Annotated in this window: 18 protein-coding genes; 9 read left to right on the forward strand and 9 right to left on the reverse strand. The window is 46.9% G+C overall.

Features of this window, described 5'->3' with window-relative positions; all coding sequences use genetic code 11:
• The first annotated feature begins 45 nt into the window (after nt 1-45).
• The 3 genes from KN811_RS07195 (at nt 46) to KN811_RS22100 (ending at nt 1,313) form a co-directional block, all read left to right on the forward strand.
• Complete coding sequence (locus KN811_RS07195) at nt 46-705, forward strand: 3'-5' exonuclease (protein WP_187967050.1); 660 nt, start codon at nt 46-48, stop codon at nt 703-705.
• Between the two features lie 285 nt (nt 706-990).
• Nucleotides 991-1,188 (forward strand): hypothetical protein, encoded by a 198-nt coding sequence (locus tag KN811_RS07200; RefSeq protein ID WP_216334746.1) that lies wholly within the window; start codon nt 991-993, stop codon nt 1,186-1,188.
• Nucleotides 1,140-1,313 (forward strand): type II toxin-antitoxin system PemK/MazF family toxin, encoded by a 174-nt coding sequence (locus KN811_RS22100; RefSeq protein ID WP_425596707.1) that lies wholly within the window; start codon nt 1,140-1,142, stop codon nt 1,311-1,313. The genes KN811_RS07200 and KN811_RS22100 overlap by 49 nt, the downstream gene beginning before the upstream one ends.
• 29 nt (nt 1,314-1,342) lie before the next feature.
• Here the strand turns inward: KN811_RS22100 and KN811_RS07210 are convergent, their stop codons facing one another.
• From KN811_RS07210 to KN811_RS07240, 7 genes are all read right to left on the reverse strand, one after another.
• The gene (locus KN811_RS07210; RefSeq protein WP_187967049.1) at nt 1,343-2,779 is read right to left on the reverse strand and encodes an SLC13 family permease; all 1,437 of its coding nucleotides are present in this window, start codon (nt 2,777-2,779) and stop codon (nt 1,343-1,345) included.
• 100 nt (nt 2,780-2,879) lie between these two features.
• Nucleotides 2,880-4,784: an acetate--CoA ligase gene (acs, locus tag KN811_RS07215; protein ID WP_187967048.1), complete on the reverse strand. Its 1,905-nt coding sequence runs from the start codon at nt 4,782-4,784 to the stop codon at nt 2,880-2,882.
• 267 nt (nt 4,785-5,051) lie between these two features.
• On the reverse strand, nt 5,052-6,746 hold the full coding sequence (locus KN811_RS07220; protein ID WP_187967047.1) for a sodium:solute symporter family protein: 1,695 nt from the start codon (nt 6,744-6,746) through the stop codon (nt 5,052-5,054).
• A 247-nt stretch (nt 6,747-6,993) separates the two neighbouring features.
• On the reverse strand, nt 6,994-7,251 hold the full coding sequence (locus tag KN811_RS07225; RefSeq protein WP_187967046.1) for a DUF4212 domain-containing protein: 258 nt from the start codon (nt 7,249-7,251) through the stop codon (nt 6,994-6,996).
• Between the two features lie 187 nt (nt 7,252-7,438).
• On the reverse strand, nt 7,439-7,969 hold the full coding sequence (locus KN811_RS07230; RefSeq protein WP_187967045.1) for a DUF4136 domain-containing protein: 531 nt from the start codon (nt 7,967-7,969) through the stop codon (nt 7,439-7,441).
• 150 nt (nt 7,970-8,119) lie between these two features.
• Nucleotides 8,120-10,144, reverse strand: coding sequence for a urocanate hydratase (gene hutU / locus KN811_RS07235; RefSeq protein WP_187967044.1), 2,025 nt, complete (start codon nt 10,142-10,144; stop codon nt 8,120-8,122).
• 227 nt (nt 10,145-10,371) lie between these two features.
• On the reverse strand, nt 10,372-10,533 hold the full coding sequence (locus KN811_RS07240) for a DUF5522 domain-containing protein (RefSeq protein WP_187967060.1): 162 nt from the start codon (nt 10,531-10,533) through the stop codon (nt 10,372-10,374).
• Nucleotides 10,534-10,761: 228 nt separating this feature from the next.
• Between KN811_RS07240 and KN811_RS07245 the strand changes: the two genes are divergently transcribed.
• The 5 genes from KN811_RS07245 (at nt 10,762) to hemL (ending at nt 15,040) form a co-directional block, all read left to right on the forward strand.
• Nucleotides 10,762-11,091, forward strand: coding sequence for a hypothetical protein (locus KN811_RS07245; protein ID WP_187967043.1), 330 nt, complete (start codon nt 10,762-10,764; stop codon nt 11,089-11,091).
• A 58-nt stretch (nt 11,092-11,149) separates the two neighbouring features.
• A complete protein-coding gene (locus tag KN811_RS07250) occupies nt 11,150-11,620 on the forward strand; it encodes a hypothetical protein (protein WP_187967042.1) in 471 nt (156 codons plus the stop codon).
• Nucleotides 11,621-11,844: 224 nt separating this feature from the next.
• Nucleotides 11,845-12,714, forward strand: a complete 870-nt coding sequence (locus KN811_RS07255; RefSeq protein ID WP_187967059.1) for a 1-aminocyclopropane-1-carboxylate deaminase/D-cysteine desulfhydrase — start codon at nt 11,845-11,847, stop codon at nt 12,712-12,714.
• A gap of 108 nt (nt 12,715-12,822) precedes the next feature.
• Entirely contained in the window at nt 12,823-13,647 is an 825-nt protein-coding gene (locus KN811_RS07260) for a glucosaminidase domain-containing protein (RefSeq protein WP_187967041.1), read from the forward strand.
• A gap of 106 nt (nt 13,648-13,753) precedes the next feature.
• The gene (gene hemL / locus KN811_RS07265; RefSeq protein WP_187965465.1) at nt 13,754-15,040 is read left to right on the forward strand and encodes a glutamate-1-semialdehyde 2,1-aminomutase; all 1,287 of its coding nucleotides are present in this window, start codon (nt 13,754-13,756) and stop codon (nt 15,038-15,040) included.
• Nucleotides 15,041-15,044: 4 nt separating this feature from the next.
• Here the strand turns inward: hemL and KN811_RS07270 are convergent, their stop codons facing one another.
• Nucleotides 15,045-15,530: an anthrone oxygenase family protein gene (locus KN811_RS07270; protein WP_187965464.1), complete on the reverse strand. Its 486-nt coding sequence runs from the start codon at nt 15,528-15,530 to the stop codon at nt 15,045-15,047.
• Between the two features lie 2 nt (nt 15,531-15,532).
• Complete coding sequence (locus KN811_RS07275; RefSeq protein ID WP_187965463.1) at nt 15,533-16,144, reverse strand: DUF1579 domain-containing protein; 612 nt, start codon at nt 16,142-16,144, stop codon at nt 15,533-15,535.
• A gap of 290 nt (nt 16,145-16,434) precedes the next feature.
• Here KN811_RS07275 and KN811_RS07280 point away from each other — a divergent pair, with 290 nt between their 5' ends.
• Entirely contained in the window at nt 16,435-18,690 is a 2,256-nt protein-coding gene (locus KN811_RS07280; protein ID WP_216334748.1) for a bifunctional SulP family inorganic anion transporter/carbonic anhydrase, read from the forward strand.
• Nucleotides 18,691-18,709 lie beyond the last annotated feature (19 nt).

Here is an 18,709-nt window from a genome sequence, read left to right on the forward strand (position 1 = left end):
AAAAAAAACAACTATGAACATTGAATCTTAAACCTTGAACCTACCATGTTTAATTTCTTTAAAAAAAAGCAAGAGGACTACCCGGAATACTGGCAGGTCTACGAGCAAAGTTTCCGTGAAAAGGAAAAACAGGACATTGCAGACACCCGTTTTGTCGTTTTTGATACGGAAACCACCGGTTTCAATTATAAAACAGACCGGATATTGAGCATCGGTGCGGTCCCGGTAATACACAACACCATTTCTGTGCCGGATATCATGGAAATTTATATAAAACAGGATATGTTCAACCCGGAAACGGTGAAGATACATGGCTTGCTCAGGGAGGACGGGCGTGTGGAGGCGATTGACGAGGAGAAAGCCATTCAACAGTTCCTCGCCTACATCAGCAACGCCGTTCTCGTAGCCCATCACGTCCATTTCGACACCAGCATGATCAATGCCGCCCTTAAACGAATGGGACTCCCGAAATTAAAAAACAAAGTGCTCGACACTTCCGTACTCTACAACCGTACCCGGATAACATCCAACCTCATAGACCGTAACAAAAACCACTCTCTGGACGAGCTGGCAGACGCCCTTAACATCTCCAAAAGCGACCGCCATACCGCCACAGGAGATGCTTATATTACAGCCGTTGCTTTCCTTAAAATACTGAGCAGACTGGAGAAAAAGGGGATTTATAAGAGCAGCAAATTATTTTAAATTACAGATACCCTGACCTTTATCTTAAAAATCGTATTTTTACAATAAAAGAACACCGATAACAACAAAAGAAAGGCTGATAAATAAACCCCTAAAAACACTCTCCAGGCCCCCTGATGACAGGGTAAAGGAAGTGTATGATTTTGCGGGTTATATACTAAAAAAATATGAAGAAGGTATTTTGCAAAAAGGTATGGAGCAATTAATCGGTGACTCCAAGACTTTTGATTTCTTAAAGGAAGAGGAAGAGTTGTATTCCATCAAAGACCTTAAAGAAAGATTTAAATGAAAAAAGGAGACATTGCCCTTATCCCATTCCCCTTTACAGACTTAACCGGCAACAAAAACAGGCCTGCATTGGTATTGGTAAACAATGATATGGATATAACAGTGGCTTTATTTCTACCCAGACCAAGTGGAAAGCAGATACCGATATCCTATTATTCCCGTCAAAGGAAAACGGAATCAAAAAAGAATCTTTAGTCAGGTTGTCTAAATTTGCAACTATTGACAAAGATCTTGTTATTGGCCGGCTCGGAACCATCGAAGATAAAACTATACGTTTAGTCAATCAAAATCTCAAAAAAATCTTAAATATAGATGAATAGTTTTCTCCCCACCCCCCTTTTACATCTATTCAGACATAAACCCAACGCACCAAAGTCAACGCCACAATAACAAGAAAGACCACCGTAATTAAGTTCAGAAAAAAACCGGCCTTGACCATATCCGACATCTTAATATAACCGCTGGAAAACACAATGGCATTGGGCGGGGTAGATATAGGCATCATAAATGCACAGCTCGAAGCCAGCGCAACCGGGACTGCAAGGTACATAGGATTGATCTCAAGCGTCTTGGCAATTCCCAGTACAATAGGCATAAAAATAACTACCAGGGCCACATTGCTCATCAGTTCGGTGACATATAGCGTAAAGGCGGTAAGCAGGAAAATAAGCAACCATAAAGGCATGGTTCCGTCGCCTGCAATGGCGTTTCCTACAAACTCCACTATACCTGTACTTTCCAGCCCTTTGGCCAGGCATATCCCACCTCCGAAGAGCAGAAGTATGCCCCAGGGAAGTTTTTCGGTATGGCTCCAGCTCAGCACATATTCATGCCTGCGTATCTTTACCGGGAGGACAAACATTAAAAGTCCGCCGCCCATGGCTATAATGGTATCATTGAGATAATCCCCTCTCAGCAGGCCGTTGATCTGTGTTTTAAATACCCAGCAACAAGCCGTGATAAAAAACACGATGGCCACCAGTCTTTCGGCAAGGTTCATTTTGCCAAGTTCATTAAGTTTTCGCTGAACCAGTCCTCCTGACCCTTCCAGCTTTCCCAGTCCGTGGGCAAAAAGTACCCGGGTAATCATCAGGTATGTGATCAGTAACAGTATAAAACAGACCGGGATCCCGATAAGCAGCCAGCGCCCGAATTCCACTTCCTGCTGATAGAACTCTTTCATAAACCCCACAAAAACCACATTGGGCGGTGTACCGATAATGGTGGTCACTCCCCCGATATTGGCAGCATAAGCTATACTGAGCATAAGCCCCAGCTTAAACCTTCGGTATCCTTTTTCCTGCCCTTCCTGTTTTTCTTCTTCCAGGAGATCTACGATAGACAGGGCTATGGGCAACATCATTACGGCCGTAGCCGTATTGGATATCCACATGCTGAGAAAGGCCGTAGACAGCATAAACCCAAGAATAATACCGTTGGCATTGGTCCCGGTAATCTTCAATATATTCAGGGCGATACGACGATGCAGATTTTGCTTTTCCATGGCCAGGGCTATGAGAAACCCTCCCATAAAAAGAAAAACAATGGGACTGGCGTACGGGGCGGCAGCTTCTGCCATTGTGAAGATCCCGAATACCGGGTAGAGTACCAGGGGCAATAAAGCCGTTACAGGCAAAGGCACTGCATCCGTGATCCACCAGATCACCATCCAGGCGGCCAGTGCCACTACCTGCGGGGCCCCCGGTTCGAGGGTATCAAAACTCAGGGTAAGCAAGAGGATAATAAACAGTAACGGGCCGGAAATAAGCCCTATCACTTTTGCCATATGATCTTACGGGTGTGCGGGTGTACGAGTATACGGGTGTGTGCGAATTACGGGTTATTACTACCCGAATACCCACACACCCGTAAACCCGAATACCCGGTTAAACTGCATTTTCTATGATCTCAGAGACTACTTCAGGATTGAGCAGTGTAGAAGTATCGCCGAGATTACTTGTATCTTTTGAAGCGATCTTGCGGAGTATCCTCCTCATGATCTTACCGCTACGGGTCTTGGGCAGACCGCTTACAAACTGTAATTTTTCCAGTTTGGCAATGGGCCCGATGTGTTCTGAAATGTACTGGTTGATCTCCCGGGTAAGGTTTTCCCGGTTCCTGGCCTCCCCGGTTTCCTTGAGAATAATAAATCCGTATAGTGCATTCCCTTTGATCTCGTGCGGGAACCCGACTATGGCCGATTCCGCTACTGCCGGGTGCTCATTGATGGCATCTTCTATCGGGGCGGTACCGAGGTTATGGCCGGAAACGATGACCACATCGTCTACGCGCCCGGTTATACGATAATACCCTACTTCATCCCTCAGGGCGCCGTCGCCTGTAAAATATTTGCCCGGAAAAGCAGAGAAATACGTTTCTTTATACCTTCTGTGATCTCCCCAGATGGTCCTTGCCATGGCCGGCCACGGGAATTTGATGCACAGGCTTCCCACAACCTGGTTGCCTTCTATTTCGTTGCGCTTATCATCCATCAAAACGGGTTGTACCCCAGGTAGTGGCAGTGTGGCGTAAGTGGGTTTTGTAGGTGTGGAAAACGCTATGGGCGACAGCATTATTCCACCGGTTTCGGTTTGCCACCAGGTATCCACGATCGGGCATTTCTTGTTGCCTACGTGGTCGTTATACCAGTGCCACGCCTCTTCGTTGATGGGCTCCCCTACCGACCCAAGTACTTTGAGCGAAGAGAGGTCGTATTTCGTTACCCAGTCCGTGCTTTGTTTGGCCAGGGCGCGTATGGCGGTCGGAGCTGTATAGAATTGTGTTACCTTGTGCTTGTCCACCACTTCCCAGAACCTTCCATAATCCGGGTAGGAAGGTACGCCTTCGAACATTACAGTGGTAGCCCCGTTGGCCAGGGGTCCGTAGAGGATATAGGAATGCCCGGTGATCCAGCCTATATCTGCCGTACACCAGTACACATCTTTTTCTTCGTATTGGAATACATTTTTAAACGTATAGGCCGTATAAACCATATAACCTCCCGTGGTGTGCAACATCCCCTTTGGCCTTCCCGTAGACCCGGAAGTATATAAAATGAACAGGGGATCTTCGGCATCCATGACTTCCGCTACGGAAACATTGGAAACATTGTCCAGCAACGGTTGCAGCCACTGGTCCCTCCCTTCCTTCATCGATATCTCTGTATTGGTCCGTTTAGCTACCAAAACGCTCTGAATGGACGGACAATCCTCCAGTGCTTCATCCACAATCCCCTTCAGGTCGATGGTCTTGTTTCCACGATAACCACCGTCGGAAGTAATGACCATTTTACATTCGCTATCCTGTATCCTGGTTGAGAGTGCCTTTGAAGAAAAACCTGCAAAAACCACGGAATGGATGGCCCCGATCCGTGCACATGCCAGTACGGCCACGGCGAGCTCCGGGATCATGGGCAGGTAGATACACACCCTGTCTCCCTTTTCAATACCCTGCTCGCGGAGTACATTGGCCATTTTACAAACCCGTTCATACAGATCGTTATAGGTAATGTGCTGTGCAGGCTCTTCAGGGTTGTTGGGCTCAAAAATAATGGCTGTTTTATCCCCCCGTTTCGCCAGGTGACGGTCTATACAGTTCTTTGTGATGTTCAGTTTGGCATTTACAAACCATTTTACTTCAGCTTCTTCGAGCCTGTATTCCAATATCTGGTCCCATTTCTTATACCACACAAAATCCTCGGCTATTTTAGACCAGAACTTCCTTGGCTCCCTCACCGACCTCTTATATACTTTAAAATACTGCTCCAGACTTTTTACTTCATAAACGCCCATAGTTCGTTATTTTCTGTTTTTAGGTTACACCAAAACGATATGCGATAGGAATGGTCCCCTGAGCTTGCAGGGACATGCACAACCGGGGGCATTACCGGAAAATCCCTCCCGTCACTGACATCGTTTTACTGGTTTTATTTACTTTTTATCATTTTGCAGTGTAAATCTGCAAAAACGTATCAAATATATAATTAAAATATTCTTCAGACATATTTTTAACTATAATCTTCTCCACTATCCGAACAATTTGTTAACAGAAGATATTTCTCAATGCGAAGCCGCTTCTCCCGCACCGGAAGGTATCCGGATATGCTCTACAATTTCCTGGACATCTTCGGGAGGCGGGGCAGTAAACCTGCTAACCAGTAGGGATACTATAAAATTGACGATCATGGCCACCATGCCAAAGCCTTCCGGGGAAATACCGAACCACCAGTCGTCCTGAGTGCCGCCGCCGAACATGTCGAATTTGAATTTCATCATATAGAACAACATCAGCACTATGCCGACCACCATACCGGTAATGGCTCCCTCCTTGTTCATTCGTTTGTAAAAAATACCGAGGATAATCGCTGGAAAGAACGAGGCTGCTGCCAGGCCAAAAGCCAATGCCACCACAGCCGCCACAAACCCCGGGGGGTGAATACCGAAATATCCGGCCACGACCACGGCCCCCGTAGCCGATGCTCTTGCGATCCACAACTCGGTTTTGTCGGAAATGTCGGGGCGGATCTGTTTTTTTATAAGATCGTGTGCTACGGAAGTGGAAATAACCAAAAGCAATCCTGCTGCCGTGGAAAGTGCTGCTGCAAGCCCCCCGGCAGCGACCAGGGCAATAACCCAGTTAGGCAATTGTGCGATCTCGGGATTGGCCAGGACCATAATATCGTTATCTATCCGGAGTTCATTGGCTTTTTCATCGGCGAGATATTGTATACGGCCGTCGTTGTTCTTATCGGTAAATATGAGAAGGCCTGTGGTTTCCCAGTTCGTAAACCACTCGGGCATGGCTGTATACTCCTTGTCACTCACGGTTTCTATGAGATTGGTCCGGGCAAATACAGACACTGCAGGAGCAGTGGTATATAAAATAGCGATAAAGAGCAGCGCCAGTCCGGCCGATTTTCTCGCATCCTTAACCCTGGGCACCGTAAAGAACCGCACGATAACATGAGGTAATCCGGCAGTTCCTACCATAAGGGCAAGGGTTATGGCAAATACGTCTATCATACTCTTGGTGCCGTCGGTGTATTCGGCAAAGCCCAGTTCCCTGGACAATCCGTTCAGTTTGTCCAGCAGATAGGTTCCGGAACCGTCGGCCAGGGTATCTCCCATCCCCAGTTGCGGAACCGGATTGCCTGTCATCTGTATGGATATGAAGATGGCCGGGACCATAAAGGCAAAGATCAACACGCAATATTGTGCCACCTGGGTATAGGTAATCCCTTTCATTCCTCCCAGTACGGCATAAAAAAGTACGATAATCATCCCTATGATGACCCCGGTGTTGATATCCACTTCGAGAAAGCGCGAAAAGACTACGCCCACACCGCGCATTTGCCCGGCCACATAGGTAAAGGAAACGATCAGTGCACACAGCACGGCCACGGTACGGGCCGTCTTCGAATAATAACGGTCCCCAATAAAATCGGGAACGGTAAACTTGCCGAATTTCCGGAGGTATGGGGCCAGAAGCAATGCCAGGAGCACATAGCCCCCGGTCCACCCCATGAGGTATACCGCACCGTCGTATCCCATAAAGGATATGATCCCCGCCATGGATATGAAGGAAGCGGCCGACATCCAGTCTGCCGCAGTGGCCATACCGTTGGCCAGGGGAGAGACCCCGCCACCGGCCACATAAAACTCTTTGGTAGATCCTGCCCGGGACCAGATAGCTATTCCTATATATATGGCAAATGAAATGGCCACAATGACATACGTCCAGATCTGTACACTCATGGTTTTGGTTTGGTTGATTAACTTTTATTGAATTATACTCTTAACTCCTATATCGCTCTGTACTACTCTGTGCAAATCCTCTGTGCATCTCTGTGGTAAAATAAGTCCCGGGGCACCAAATGACAAGAAAACCACAAAAAGGCATAAAAAAACAGCATATCGCTGTGTCCATTTTGGCAATATCAGCAGGATTCACCGTTGTTCATTTCCTGCCCCGAAAAAATTTTTTTCCGAATACGGCTCCGGTTCATTCATTATACCCGTATTTCCTGTCCAGCTTGTTCATCAACCGGATATATACGAATACGAGGATCACAAAAACATATATAGCTCCCTGCTGAGCAAACCAGAATCCCAGCTCAAAACCGGCGATACGGATATTGTTCAGCACATCCTTTAACAATATTCCCGCTCCGTAAGAGACCAGGAACCAAATGCCGAGGAGAATAAAGAGGTATTTTATGTTCTCTTTCCAGTAAGCCGTTGCTTTTTGCCTTGGTGTCATCGGGTAAAACAGATTAGATTTCCCGATAAATATAATATTTTAACTTTGTTTTTTGTAAGCCATTATAGAAAATCAACAAAAAATAACATTATTTTAAGTTTTGTCATAAACAGAGATGATCAGGCATAAAAAAATCCTCCGCAATATCAATTACAGAGGATTAATTTTCTCAGGAATATTTTTCAGTCTACCTGCTCTCCATACCGGGAGGGTATTTTTCCAGGATACTCTTAACAAATTCATTGATTCGCTCTTCCTTTTTATCCATTCTGTGGGTCAGATAGCCTGTACCTTTACCCTGCCATACCAGTTCGTTTTTCCCGGCATCGATAAAGTCGATGAACAGGGAACCTTCGGTGGTAGTGGAAACATTCGGGTAGCTCATACCCCACCAATACGGGTTCCAGCCCCAGCCCCAGCCATAGTTATTGTAAACGTCCACCCGTTCTTTTTCGGTGGTGAAAATACTGACAAGCATATCGGGATTCTCAGATTTGGCTATCCCTTTGGCCACGAGTTCAGCTTCTATGGCACGTAATATCCTTTTCTTGTCGAGATCCGAGATCTCAGCCTTGTCTATACCGGGCTTAAAGAAGGCAAAGGACTTGTATTTGTTAAAATCGACCTGTTTGTCATAATCGGCAGCTACGCGGACCGAGGTACAAGCTCCCATAAAAAGCGCCAGTACAAATACCGGTAAAAGTTTTATTGCTTTCATCTGTTTATTTTTTATTTGTTTCTAATAGGTCATGCTTCGGCTTTATCACTTTTCCCTGATCTTCTTCCGGAACACCGGGAACGTATAGGGATCATATATAAAAGTACAAATTTTACCTCGGTCCGGCCCGAAATATTCAACGCCTTCCTGTTAAATATTTTCTAAAAGCGTATCATCTACCCGGTTAGAGAGTGTTACCTTTAGGCGTGGCTCTGCCTGCATGGCCCTGTTTACTGCAAAAACGGCCTCTTCATTTCTCGCCCAACTGCGCCTGGCTATACCGTTATTCACATCCCAGAACAACATGGATTTCAACCGGTTATCAGCTTCTTTTGAACCATCAAGAACCATGCCGAATCCTCCGTTTATCACTTCTCCCCAGCCGACTCCTCCGCCGTTGTGGATGCTTACCCAGGTAGCCCCCCGGAAACTGTCGCCGATGACATTGTGAATAGCCATATCGGCCGTAAACCGCGAACCGTCGTAAATATTAGAAGTTTCCCGGTAGGGCGAGTCTGTTCCGGACACATCGTGATGGTCCCTTCCGAGCACCACTTCGCCTATTTCTCCCCGGGCAATGGCATTGTTAAAGGCCTCGGCTATTTTCATTCGCCCTTCAGCATCGGCATACAATATCCTCGCCTGGGAGCCTACTACCAGCTTATTTTCCTGTGCCCCTTTGATCCAACGGATGTTATCGGCCATTTGCTGTTGTATTTCTTCCGGGGAGTTTTTCCGGATTTCCTCCAGGACCTCACAGGCTATGGCATCGGTACGGGCCAGGTCTTCCGGCTTACCACTGGTGCACACCCAACGGAATGGCCCGAAACCATAATCAAAACACATGGGCCCCATAATATCCTGTACATAGGACGGGTAACGGAACTCTCTTTCTTCCGGGCCTGCATTTTCACCACCGGGGCCAAACACATCGGCCCCTGCCCTGGAGGCTTCAAGCAAAAAGGCATTGCCGTAATCGAAGAAATAAGTACCTTGCTCCGTATGTTTATTTATGGCTACTGCCTGCCGTCTTAAACTTTCCTGTACACATTCCCTGAATTTTTCCGGATCGTCTGCCATCATTTTATTGGCTTCTTCAAAATCCAGTCCCGCCGGGTAGTACCCTCCGGCCCAGGGGTTGTGCAAGGAGGTCTGGTCCGATCCCAGGTCGATATGGATATTTTTGTTGTGGAAGTGTTCCCAGACATCAACCACGTTCCCCTGATAGGCTATGGATACGATTTCCTTGTTGGCTTTTGCGGTTTTTACCCGTTCCGCAAGGGTATCCGGATCATCGATCACTTCGTCTACCCAGCCCTGGGAATGACGGGTATGCACTGCTTTAGGGTTTACCTCGGCGCAGACCGTAACACAGCCTGCAATGTTCCCTGCCTTGGGCTGTGCTCCGCTCATCCCTCCGAGGCCGGAGGTCACGAACAGTGCCCCTGCCCCCTCATTCCCGGTAGAAGGGCTTTTGCCTATTTTGCGCAGGGCGTTCATTACGGTGATCGTAGTTCCGTGTACAATTCCCTGCGGGCCGATGTACATATAGCTTCCTGCTGTCATCTGGCCGTACTGGGTAACCCCAAGGGCATTGAATTTTTCCCAGTCATCCGGTTTGGAGTAGTTGGGGATCATCATACCATTAGTAACCACAACTCTTGGGGCTTCCTTATGTGAAGGGAATAATCCCAGGGGGTGCCCGGAATACATGACCAGGGTCTGTTCTTCGGTCATTTCGGCCAGATATTTCATTGTAAGCCGGTACTGTGCCCAGTTCTGAAAAACGGCTCCATTGCCTCCATACGTAATAAGTTCGTGCGGGTGCTGGGCCACAGCATGGTCCAGGTTATTCTGTATCATCAGCATAATGGCGGCTGCCTGCCTGCAACGGGCCGGATATTCGTCAATAGGACGGGCATACATCTCATAGTCCGGGCGAAAGCGGTACATATATATCCTGCCGTATTTTTCCAGCTCCCCGGCAAATTCAGGCAAAAGCGCAGCATGGTGCTTTTTGTCAAAATAACGAAGTGCATTCCGCAATGCCAGTTTTTTCTCTTTTGGCGTGAGTATTTCTTTTCGTTTCGGGGCGTGGTTTACATTGGTATTATATGGTTTTACCGGGGGTAACTCCTCCGGAATTCCCTCCAGTATCTGCTCTTGAAATGTCATAGTATTACGATTTACGGTTCGGGCCGGGTACGACAAAGCATACCTGCCAAACTCAAATTATTGTTAGAATTAAAATATGATGAATAATGTCTCTGTTCCGACAATACGAAGTCTGCTTCCCCACATCCGGGGATTTAAAGCACGAAGAAAAAGCTAGGGATACCTGATATCTACCCTGTGATGGGTATAAGCGACCTTTATTTTATATTGCATACTAACGCGATCCATCAGCGTCTTTTATTGGTTTTCCTGTCATAACCGTAAGGGCAATGCCTGCAACCACTTTCACAGCAATACCCTCTCTTCAGGTGGTATTGCCCGGTAAAAACCTTATAGCCCTCGGCCGACAGGTAATAATCTCCTTCTTCTATGGGAATGATCTTTTTTATCAAATTTATTCCTTCTTTCAAGTTTTGGTCCCTGAGCCAAGCCGAAGGGCGGTTTTTTGGTTCCTGGACGGTTCGTTACGTTAGACACCCCCTGTATCCTTCACCGATTACCAATCACCGAACACCAGCCACCAATCTCGTAATATTTTGTTAAGCCCACAAGACTTTGGTACATATCTTGTTACCTTTACAAAGGTAAATTTTTGATTTCATTCCTGAAAGCGACATATGATTTTAATTTCCAAGTACCTGTTTCCCAAACGCTACGTGGGACTGACCCTGTGGCCTGTCATATTCCTGAAAACACCAGAACTGAAAAACGACCCGGTCCTCCTCAACCACGAAAGGATACATCTCAGGCAGCAACTGGAACTTCTTATCCTTCCTTTTTATCTCATATACGGCGTGGAATGGCTCGTCGGACTGGTAAAGTACCGTAATGCCTATACCGCCTATAAGAACATCAGTTTTGAGCGGGAGGCCTACGCCAACGAAGACAATCACAACTACCTGAAAACAAGACCTCCATGGCGGTTTTTACGCTATATTTTTAACTGATATTAACACCGTAATGGCATTTTTTTTGCTGAGAAATACAGCAAAAAAACATGTAAAAATGAGACCATTTATTTTTTTATTTACAGTGCTGCTCGCCGTGATTTCCTGTAACGGGCAGGAAACCCGGGAAGACCAGGGTAAGGAACAGGCCAGGGCCGAAAGCCCGAAACCGAAAGAGAGCTGGAAAGTGGATAAAGAGGTAGACGAAAACGGTAATATCATCCGTATGGACTCTACCTATACCTGGTCGTTCTCTTCGGATGGCAAAGACATTTCACCAGAAACCATTGACAGCCTGATGGGGCATTTCCGGCAAAGATTCCGGTCCGGTTTTCCCGACATGTTTAACGAGGATCCCTTCGATCACTTTGCTTCGGATTCCGTTTTTTCTCATCCCTTTTTCAATGACAGTCTTTTTATAAAGCAATGGAAAGACCGTCATAAACAACTGGAAAACATGATGCGACAGGCAGATTCCCTTCACCGCAATTCCCTGGATGATTCCTCTAAAAAGACACACAAAATATAACCGGACAGAATAACAGTATAAGATTGTATATCAGTTATCACACAGAGGACCGCAAAGAACTTTGTGAACCTCTGTGTTTTCTTTGTGCATCTCTATGTAACAACTACGCCCCCCTTGAACACAAATATCCACACTTAAAAAACCTATACCTTTCTTCTCTATCCCCGCTTTTTTACCTTTGCACCCGTAAACAACATGTTTTGAACCAGGAAATCGTATTGAACATGCTCCGGGAGCAAGGAATAACGCTTCATGTAAAGCGCGAAGACCTCCTGCATCCTCATATTTCGGGTAACAAGTACCGAAAACTCAGGTACAACCTGGAGGAAGCTAAGGATAAACGACACAATACCCTGCTCACCTTCGGCGGGGCCTACTCCAATCATATTGCCGCCGTGGCAGCTGCCGGAAAGGAATACGGGTTCAGGACCATTGGTATTATCCGGGGCGAGGAACTCTCCGGAAAAGTGACTGAAAATCCCACCCTCCGATTCGCAGAAAAGCAGGGCATGCAGTTCAGGTTTATCTCCCGCCAGGATTTCCGCGGGAAAAATTCTCCCGAAATTACGGCCCGCTTACAGGCAGAATTCGGCTCGTTCTTCCTGCTTCCCGAAGGAGGCACGAATGCCCTGGCCGTTAAAGGCTGTGAAGAGATCCTGGGCCCGGACGATGCTGCATTCGACTATATCTGTTGCCCGGTAGGAACGGGAGGCACCATTGCCGGACTGATAAACAGTGCAAAAGATTGTCAACAAGTATTGGGTTTCCCGGCACTTAACGGCGATTTTTTAACAAATGATATTCGTAAATTTGCCAAAAAGGATAACTGGGCCTTACAAAACGGTTTCCATTTCGGGGGATATGCAAAGGTCAATACGGAACTGGTACATTTTATCAACGATTTTAAACAAAAGACCGGAATTCCCCTGGACCCCGTCTATACCGGGAAAATGATATATGGCATACTAAAACTCATAAAAGACGGTTATTTTAAAAACGGTTCAAAAATACTAGCCATTCACACCGGGGGCTTACAGGGCATTCCCGGAATGAATACCGTACTGAAAAAGAAAGGTCTGCCGTTGATACGCTGAAACAAAAGTTAATGAGTTAACAGGTTATTAAAGCCCCGATGCTGTTCTGTTTTATTCTGAAAGCAACTCCGATGATCTCGTAACTCAAACCTAATAACCAATTATTCAATGCGAAAGATATTATTTGCGCTTCTTGTTCTGGGATTGATAGCTTCTTCCTGCGGCTCCAAGAAAAAGGCGGCACGGAAAAGGGACGCTAAAAAACACAGGACAGTCAGGGTCGATCCCAAGCACGAAAGAAAACAGGACGAGAACACGGGGAAGCGGGACAACAAGGCCAAAAACGGGAGATTCAACCCCATGACGATCAGTTCTACCGAAGAGTATATAGAAATATTCGCCCCCATTGCCCAGGACGAAATGCGCGAATTTGGTATTCCGGCAAGTATTACCCTGGCCCAGGGCATCCTGGAAAGCGGTTCGGGAAGAGGCGGCCTTACGCTAAAAACCAATAATCATTTCGGGATAAAATGTCACAGAGGATGGACCGGAGGCACGGCCTATCACGATGATGACGAAAAAGGAGAATGCTTCAGGAAATACGACCATCCCATGACCTCCTATCGCGACCATTCCCTTTTCCTCACCTCCCGGAGCAGGTACGCTTCGTTGTTTGACCTTCGCGAAGACGATTACGAAGGATGGGCCAAAGGACTGCGAAAAGCAGGTTATGCCACGGACAGGAGATACCCACAAAAACTCATAGCCCTTATTGAAAGATATCACTTATACGAATACGACGAACAGGTTCTGAGTGCTTCGGGCAGAAAAAAACGACATCAGAATAAGCGGGAGAAAACACACATCGTCCGCCGCGGAGATACATTGTATTCCATTTCCAAAAGGTACAACACCACCGTGGAATCCCTGAAAAGGACTAACAGGTTGCGCAGCAATACCATTGCCGTAGGCCAGGAATTAAAAATCAGATAAATCAATTCCCCGATAGAGACGCACGGCCGTGCGTCTCAACGAGAAATCAGGAGGCCGTGCGCCTCAACGAGGAAAATAGAATCAAAAACATTTTTACATACGAATTATGATATACCAAAGAAGCAGCGCATTATTTGCAGAAGCGGAAAAATATATCCCCGGAGGGGTCAATTCACCGGTAAGGGCATTCAAGTCCGTAGGCGGCACACCGGTATTTATAGAAAAAGCCAAAGGTGCCTATTTGTATGACGAGGACGGCAACCGCCTGATCGATTATATCGCCTCCTGGGGCCCCATGATCCTGGGGCACGCCCATGACCCCGTAATTAATGCCGTTACGGAAAAAGCCAAAAAAGGGACTTCATTCGGTATGCCTACCGAAACAGAGACCGAGATAGCCAAACTGGCTGTTTCCATGGTTCCGAATATCGACAAGATACGGTTTGTAAACAGTGGTACCGAAGCCTGTATGAGTGCAGTACGGCTGGCCAGGGGATATACGGGGCGCGACAAGGTTATCAAGTTCGCCGGATGCTATCACGGCCATTCCGATGCTTTCCTGATACAGGCCGGGAGCGGCGCCATGACCTTTGGCACTCCCAACAGTCCCGGTGTTCCCCGGGGAACGGCCAAAGACACCCTCCTGGCAACATACAATGACCCGGAATCGGTAAAAACGCTGTTTGAAGCCAATAAAGACGACATTGCAGCCATTATCATAGAACCCATAGCCGGGAACATGGGGTGTATCCTGCCCGAAAAAGGATTCCTGGAAGGCTTGCGCTCCCTTTGTGACGAGTATGGTGCCCTCCTCATTTTCGACGAAGTGATGACAGGATTCCGCCTGGCCAAAGGCGGAGCACAGGAAGTCCTCGGTATCAGGGCAGACATTGTTACTTTCGGCAAGGTTATCGGCGGAGGTATGCCTGTGGGTGCTTTTGCCTCACGCAATGAGATCATGGACCACCTCGCCCCCCTCGGCCCGGTATACCAGGCCGGCACGCTGAGCGGTAACCCCCTGGCCATGAGCGCCGGGCTGGCCATGCTCACCGAACTCGATCAAAAACCGGAAACGTTTAAAAGCCTGGAAGAAAAAACACAATACCTGCACAAAGGCATAGCCAGAATATTGAACAAACACGGGGTCCCCCATCAGATCAACAGGATGGGCTCTATGATCTCTGTGCATTTTACCGAGGTGGAAGTCAGGGATTTCGACAGTTCGGCTACCGGGAATAACGACACTTTTAAAAAGTTCTTTCACGGCATGCTGAACGAAGGTATACACCTGCCACCAAGTGCGTTCGAAAGCTGGTTCCTCAACGATGCGCTCAGCTATGAGGACCTGGACTATACCATAAACGCCGTAGATAAGATAGCCCCTTCCCTGTAAATCATCAGGATAAAACCGCTGCGATAAGGACCAGTACCACGGTAAGTACCGAAACCACGGCGCGAACATGGTTCCAGCGCAGCCAGGGCTTTTCAAAAGCTATTCTGGCCCCGGAAACCTCTTCTTCGGAAGCCGTTTCCGGAGCCAGTTCAGCCAGTTTGTTATTCATCGGGACATTTTTGACTACCGTAACACCAAATACGCCTGCAAAATAGAGTACGGTAGCCGATAAAAGGAAAATAAACGGAAGGCCTCCCCCGTCACTATGCATAAAGGTAGCCAGCAGTAATAACAGTGGTGTACCGAAAAACCCCAGAAAGAACATGGGATTCAGAATTTTAGAGTTTATAGCCTGCATGGCAGAGACAAACGCCTTGTCGCCAAGCTGCTCCAGCGCCCGGTTGACCGCAATGCTAAAAGCGTAAAAAAGACCGGCCATCAAGGCTGCCGCAGTCCCCGCTGCGATAGTGACAATGTCGGAGAATATCATGCTTATTTCCTGCTGTATTTTATTTCCATTGTTTTCATCTCCTGCCCCTGATGTTCTATATACATTTCCATCATACGGGTATTCTCATCGATACGGGTAAGCACTTCGCGGACTTTCATGTCTTCCCCCGTCATCGGGTCTACCATAGTGCCTTTCATTTCCATAGTATTGCTGTCTCCTTCGGGTGCAGGTCCGCGTGCTATCATCATCCCCGTCCCCATATCGTCTATCCAGGTACTGATAAATTCCTTTTTGGCGTTGTCATATCCCGTATAACCGAGCCCTTTAAAAGGTTGCCCCATAATCTCGCTGGTAAAGGATGTTTTCAGGTAACGCCCTCCCATCACCATTTTGCAGACCTCCGTACCCTTGGCTTTTTCCGGTGGCGCCGAAGGGTCCGCCCAGTGTGTTATTTCCGCATTCCATTCTCCCTCGTCCATAGCGAGCATTTTGTGCATCTCGCCGGGGGCCTTATAAGCATTCCAGGCCTCCATCATAGCAGCCTGCTGATCTTCGGAAACAGGAGTAGCTTCCTTTTCCTGGGCTACAATAACGGTCTGCATTCCCCAAACCATTAAAACAGCCAAAACGGGTGTTAAAATTTTTGTTTTCATTTTTAAAGTTGTGATTAGTGTGCAGTTAATTTACGATTTTTACAAGCAACTGACAATCAAACAGGTGACTTTTTTTAAAAGCTGATGAATCATCAAAGACTTATACAAGGACTTGGTTTGAAAGTCAGGAGTTTTGGGGTCTGAAAACACAAAACAACAACAGGCAAACCTGCAACCGGCAACCGGTTATAATTCCGTTTACCCTACCAATAAACATTCTTACTTCCCATTATTCATAAAAAAGCAATATCTTGACAAAAATTTCCCGCTAAATCCGAAAAAGAACCACTTTGAGAAAATTACCCAACTTAAAAGAATTTGTAAAAAGACCGGATCGTGAAGAGGTCCACAACCCCATATTCTCGCAGCTGGACAAAGATATTCCCGCGGGTGTTGTACTGTTCCTCGTAGCGCTTCCCCTGTGCCTGGGCATAGCACTGGCCAGCGGAGCACCTCTTATTTCCGGGCTGATATCCGGAGTTATAGGCGGGCTGCTCATCGGTGTGGTCAGTAAATCGGGGACCAGTGTCAGCGGGCCTGCCGCCAGCGTGTCTGCCGTAGTGTTCCTGGCTATCCAGGACCTGGGTGGCTTTGATATTTTCCTGACTGCCCTGGTTATTGCAGGATTGTTTCAATTGCTTTTCGGAATACTAAGAGCAGGACTTATTGCCGACTATATCCCCACCAGTATCATTAAAGGATTACTCGCGGCCATCGGTATTATACTTATCCTGTCACAGCTCAAATACGCCGTAGGGATGGAGCTGGACCACAGTCGTTTTTCCAGTTTTTCGGAAGATTACCTGGAAAACACCTGGAAAATGGTCACCTTGTTTTTCCAATCCTTTACCCCGGGTTCCATCATTCTCACCCTGCTTTCCCTTTTTACCCTGTTGTTCTGGGATAAGACCCCGTTGAAAAATTTTAAACTGTTTCCGCCGGCACTGGTCGTCGTTATTATGGGGGTTTTGTTGAATTTTCTTTTTAAATATTTCATTCCCGGCCTGTATCTGGACAGCCACCACCTGGTCAATATCCCCAAAGTAGAAAGCCTGTCCTCATTGATCACCACCCCGGATTTTGGGGTTATAGGCCATATGGAAATATGGACCACTGCCATCACGATCGCAGTTATCGCATCGTTATCGACCCTGCTCAACATAGAAGCCACCGATAATATAGACCCTCATAAACGCAAAACTCCTCCCAACAGGGAACTGATAGCCCAGGGAATCGGCAATACCTTATCTGGTTTGATAGGCGGTATTGCCATTACTTCTGTCGTAGTACGCAGCAGCGTAAATATCGAATCCGGCGGCCAGACCAAACTCGTAACCATACTCCACGGTATCCTGCTGCTTTTGAGCGTGCTTTTTATAAGTTCGGTAATAAACCTCATTCCCCTGGCCTCACTCTCGGCCATACTGCTCGTTGTGGGGTACAAACTGGCATCTGTTTCCCTGTTCCGGAAAATGTATGCCAAGGGATGGAGCCAGTTTATCCCTTTTGTCATTACTATTATTGCCATTCTGCTTACCGATGTACTTATAGGGGTACTTATAGGCTCGGCACTAAGTGTATTTTTCCTTCTTCGAAACAACTATTACAACCCTTTCTTTATAGAAAACACAAAATTAATACAGGGAGAAGCTATCAAACTGGAACTTTCCAATGAGGTTTCCTTCCTGAACAGGGCTTCCATAAAAAATACGCTCTGGAACGTTCCGGATCACAGCAAGGTTATCATAGATGCCACCTTTTCCCATTATATAGACCTGGATGTGGTGGAGATCCTCCGGGACTTTGAAAATACTTTTGCCAAAGAACACGATATTGATGTAAATATCATAGGCCTTAAGGAAAGTTATAATATCGGGGAAGAGATCGATTTTGTGGAGAACAGTATTCAGAAAGAAATTCAAAAATCATCCCCGCAGGAGATCCTGGATTACCTGAAGGAAGGCAATAAAAACTACGCAAAGGGCAACCTGGTCTCCCGGCGGCTGAGAAACAAGGAACTTACGGATTTTCTGAGTTCTTCACCCCTGGCAGTAGTAGTGAACTGTATAGACCTCAGGGAACCTCTCAACATGCTCCTCAATACCGGTATCGGTGAGCTCATTCCTATACGGGCTGCCGGAAATGCCGTGAGCAGGCACATTATACAAAGCATAGAAATAGCCTGCCGTAACCAGGGCGCGAGGCTCATTCTTCTTATGGGAAATTCAGGCAATTCTTTTGTCTCCGAAGCCATAGAAGCTCATACCACTAAAAATCCATCGCATTTAACTCCCCTGATCAAAGATGCCCTTGCTTCCGAAACATTTAAAAACTACCAGGAAAACAATAGCCCGGAGAACATCACCGACGCCATCACCAGGTTTAACCTGGAATTTTCCAAGGAAAAGATAATACGACAAAACACTTTTATACGGGAACAGGTCATCACCGGCAATATAGGCCTCGCCTCGGCATTTTATAACCGAAAGACCGCCTCGGTAGAGTTTTCCGAATTGTTTTCTGCGGAAACCATAATGAAAAAATGACATATACCCTTAAATACAA

The organism is Sinomicrobium weinanense (genome assembly GCF_018863395.1).
Taxonomy (GTDB): domain Bacteria; phylum Bacteroidota; class Bacteroidia; order Flavobacteriales; family Flavobacteriaceae; genus Sinomicrobium; species Sinomicrobium weinanense.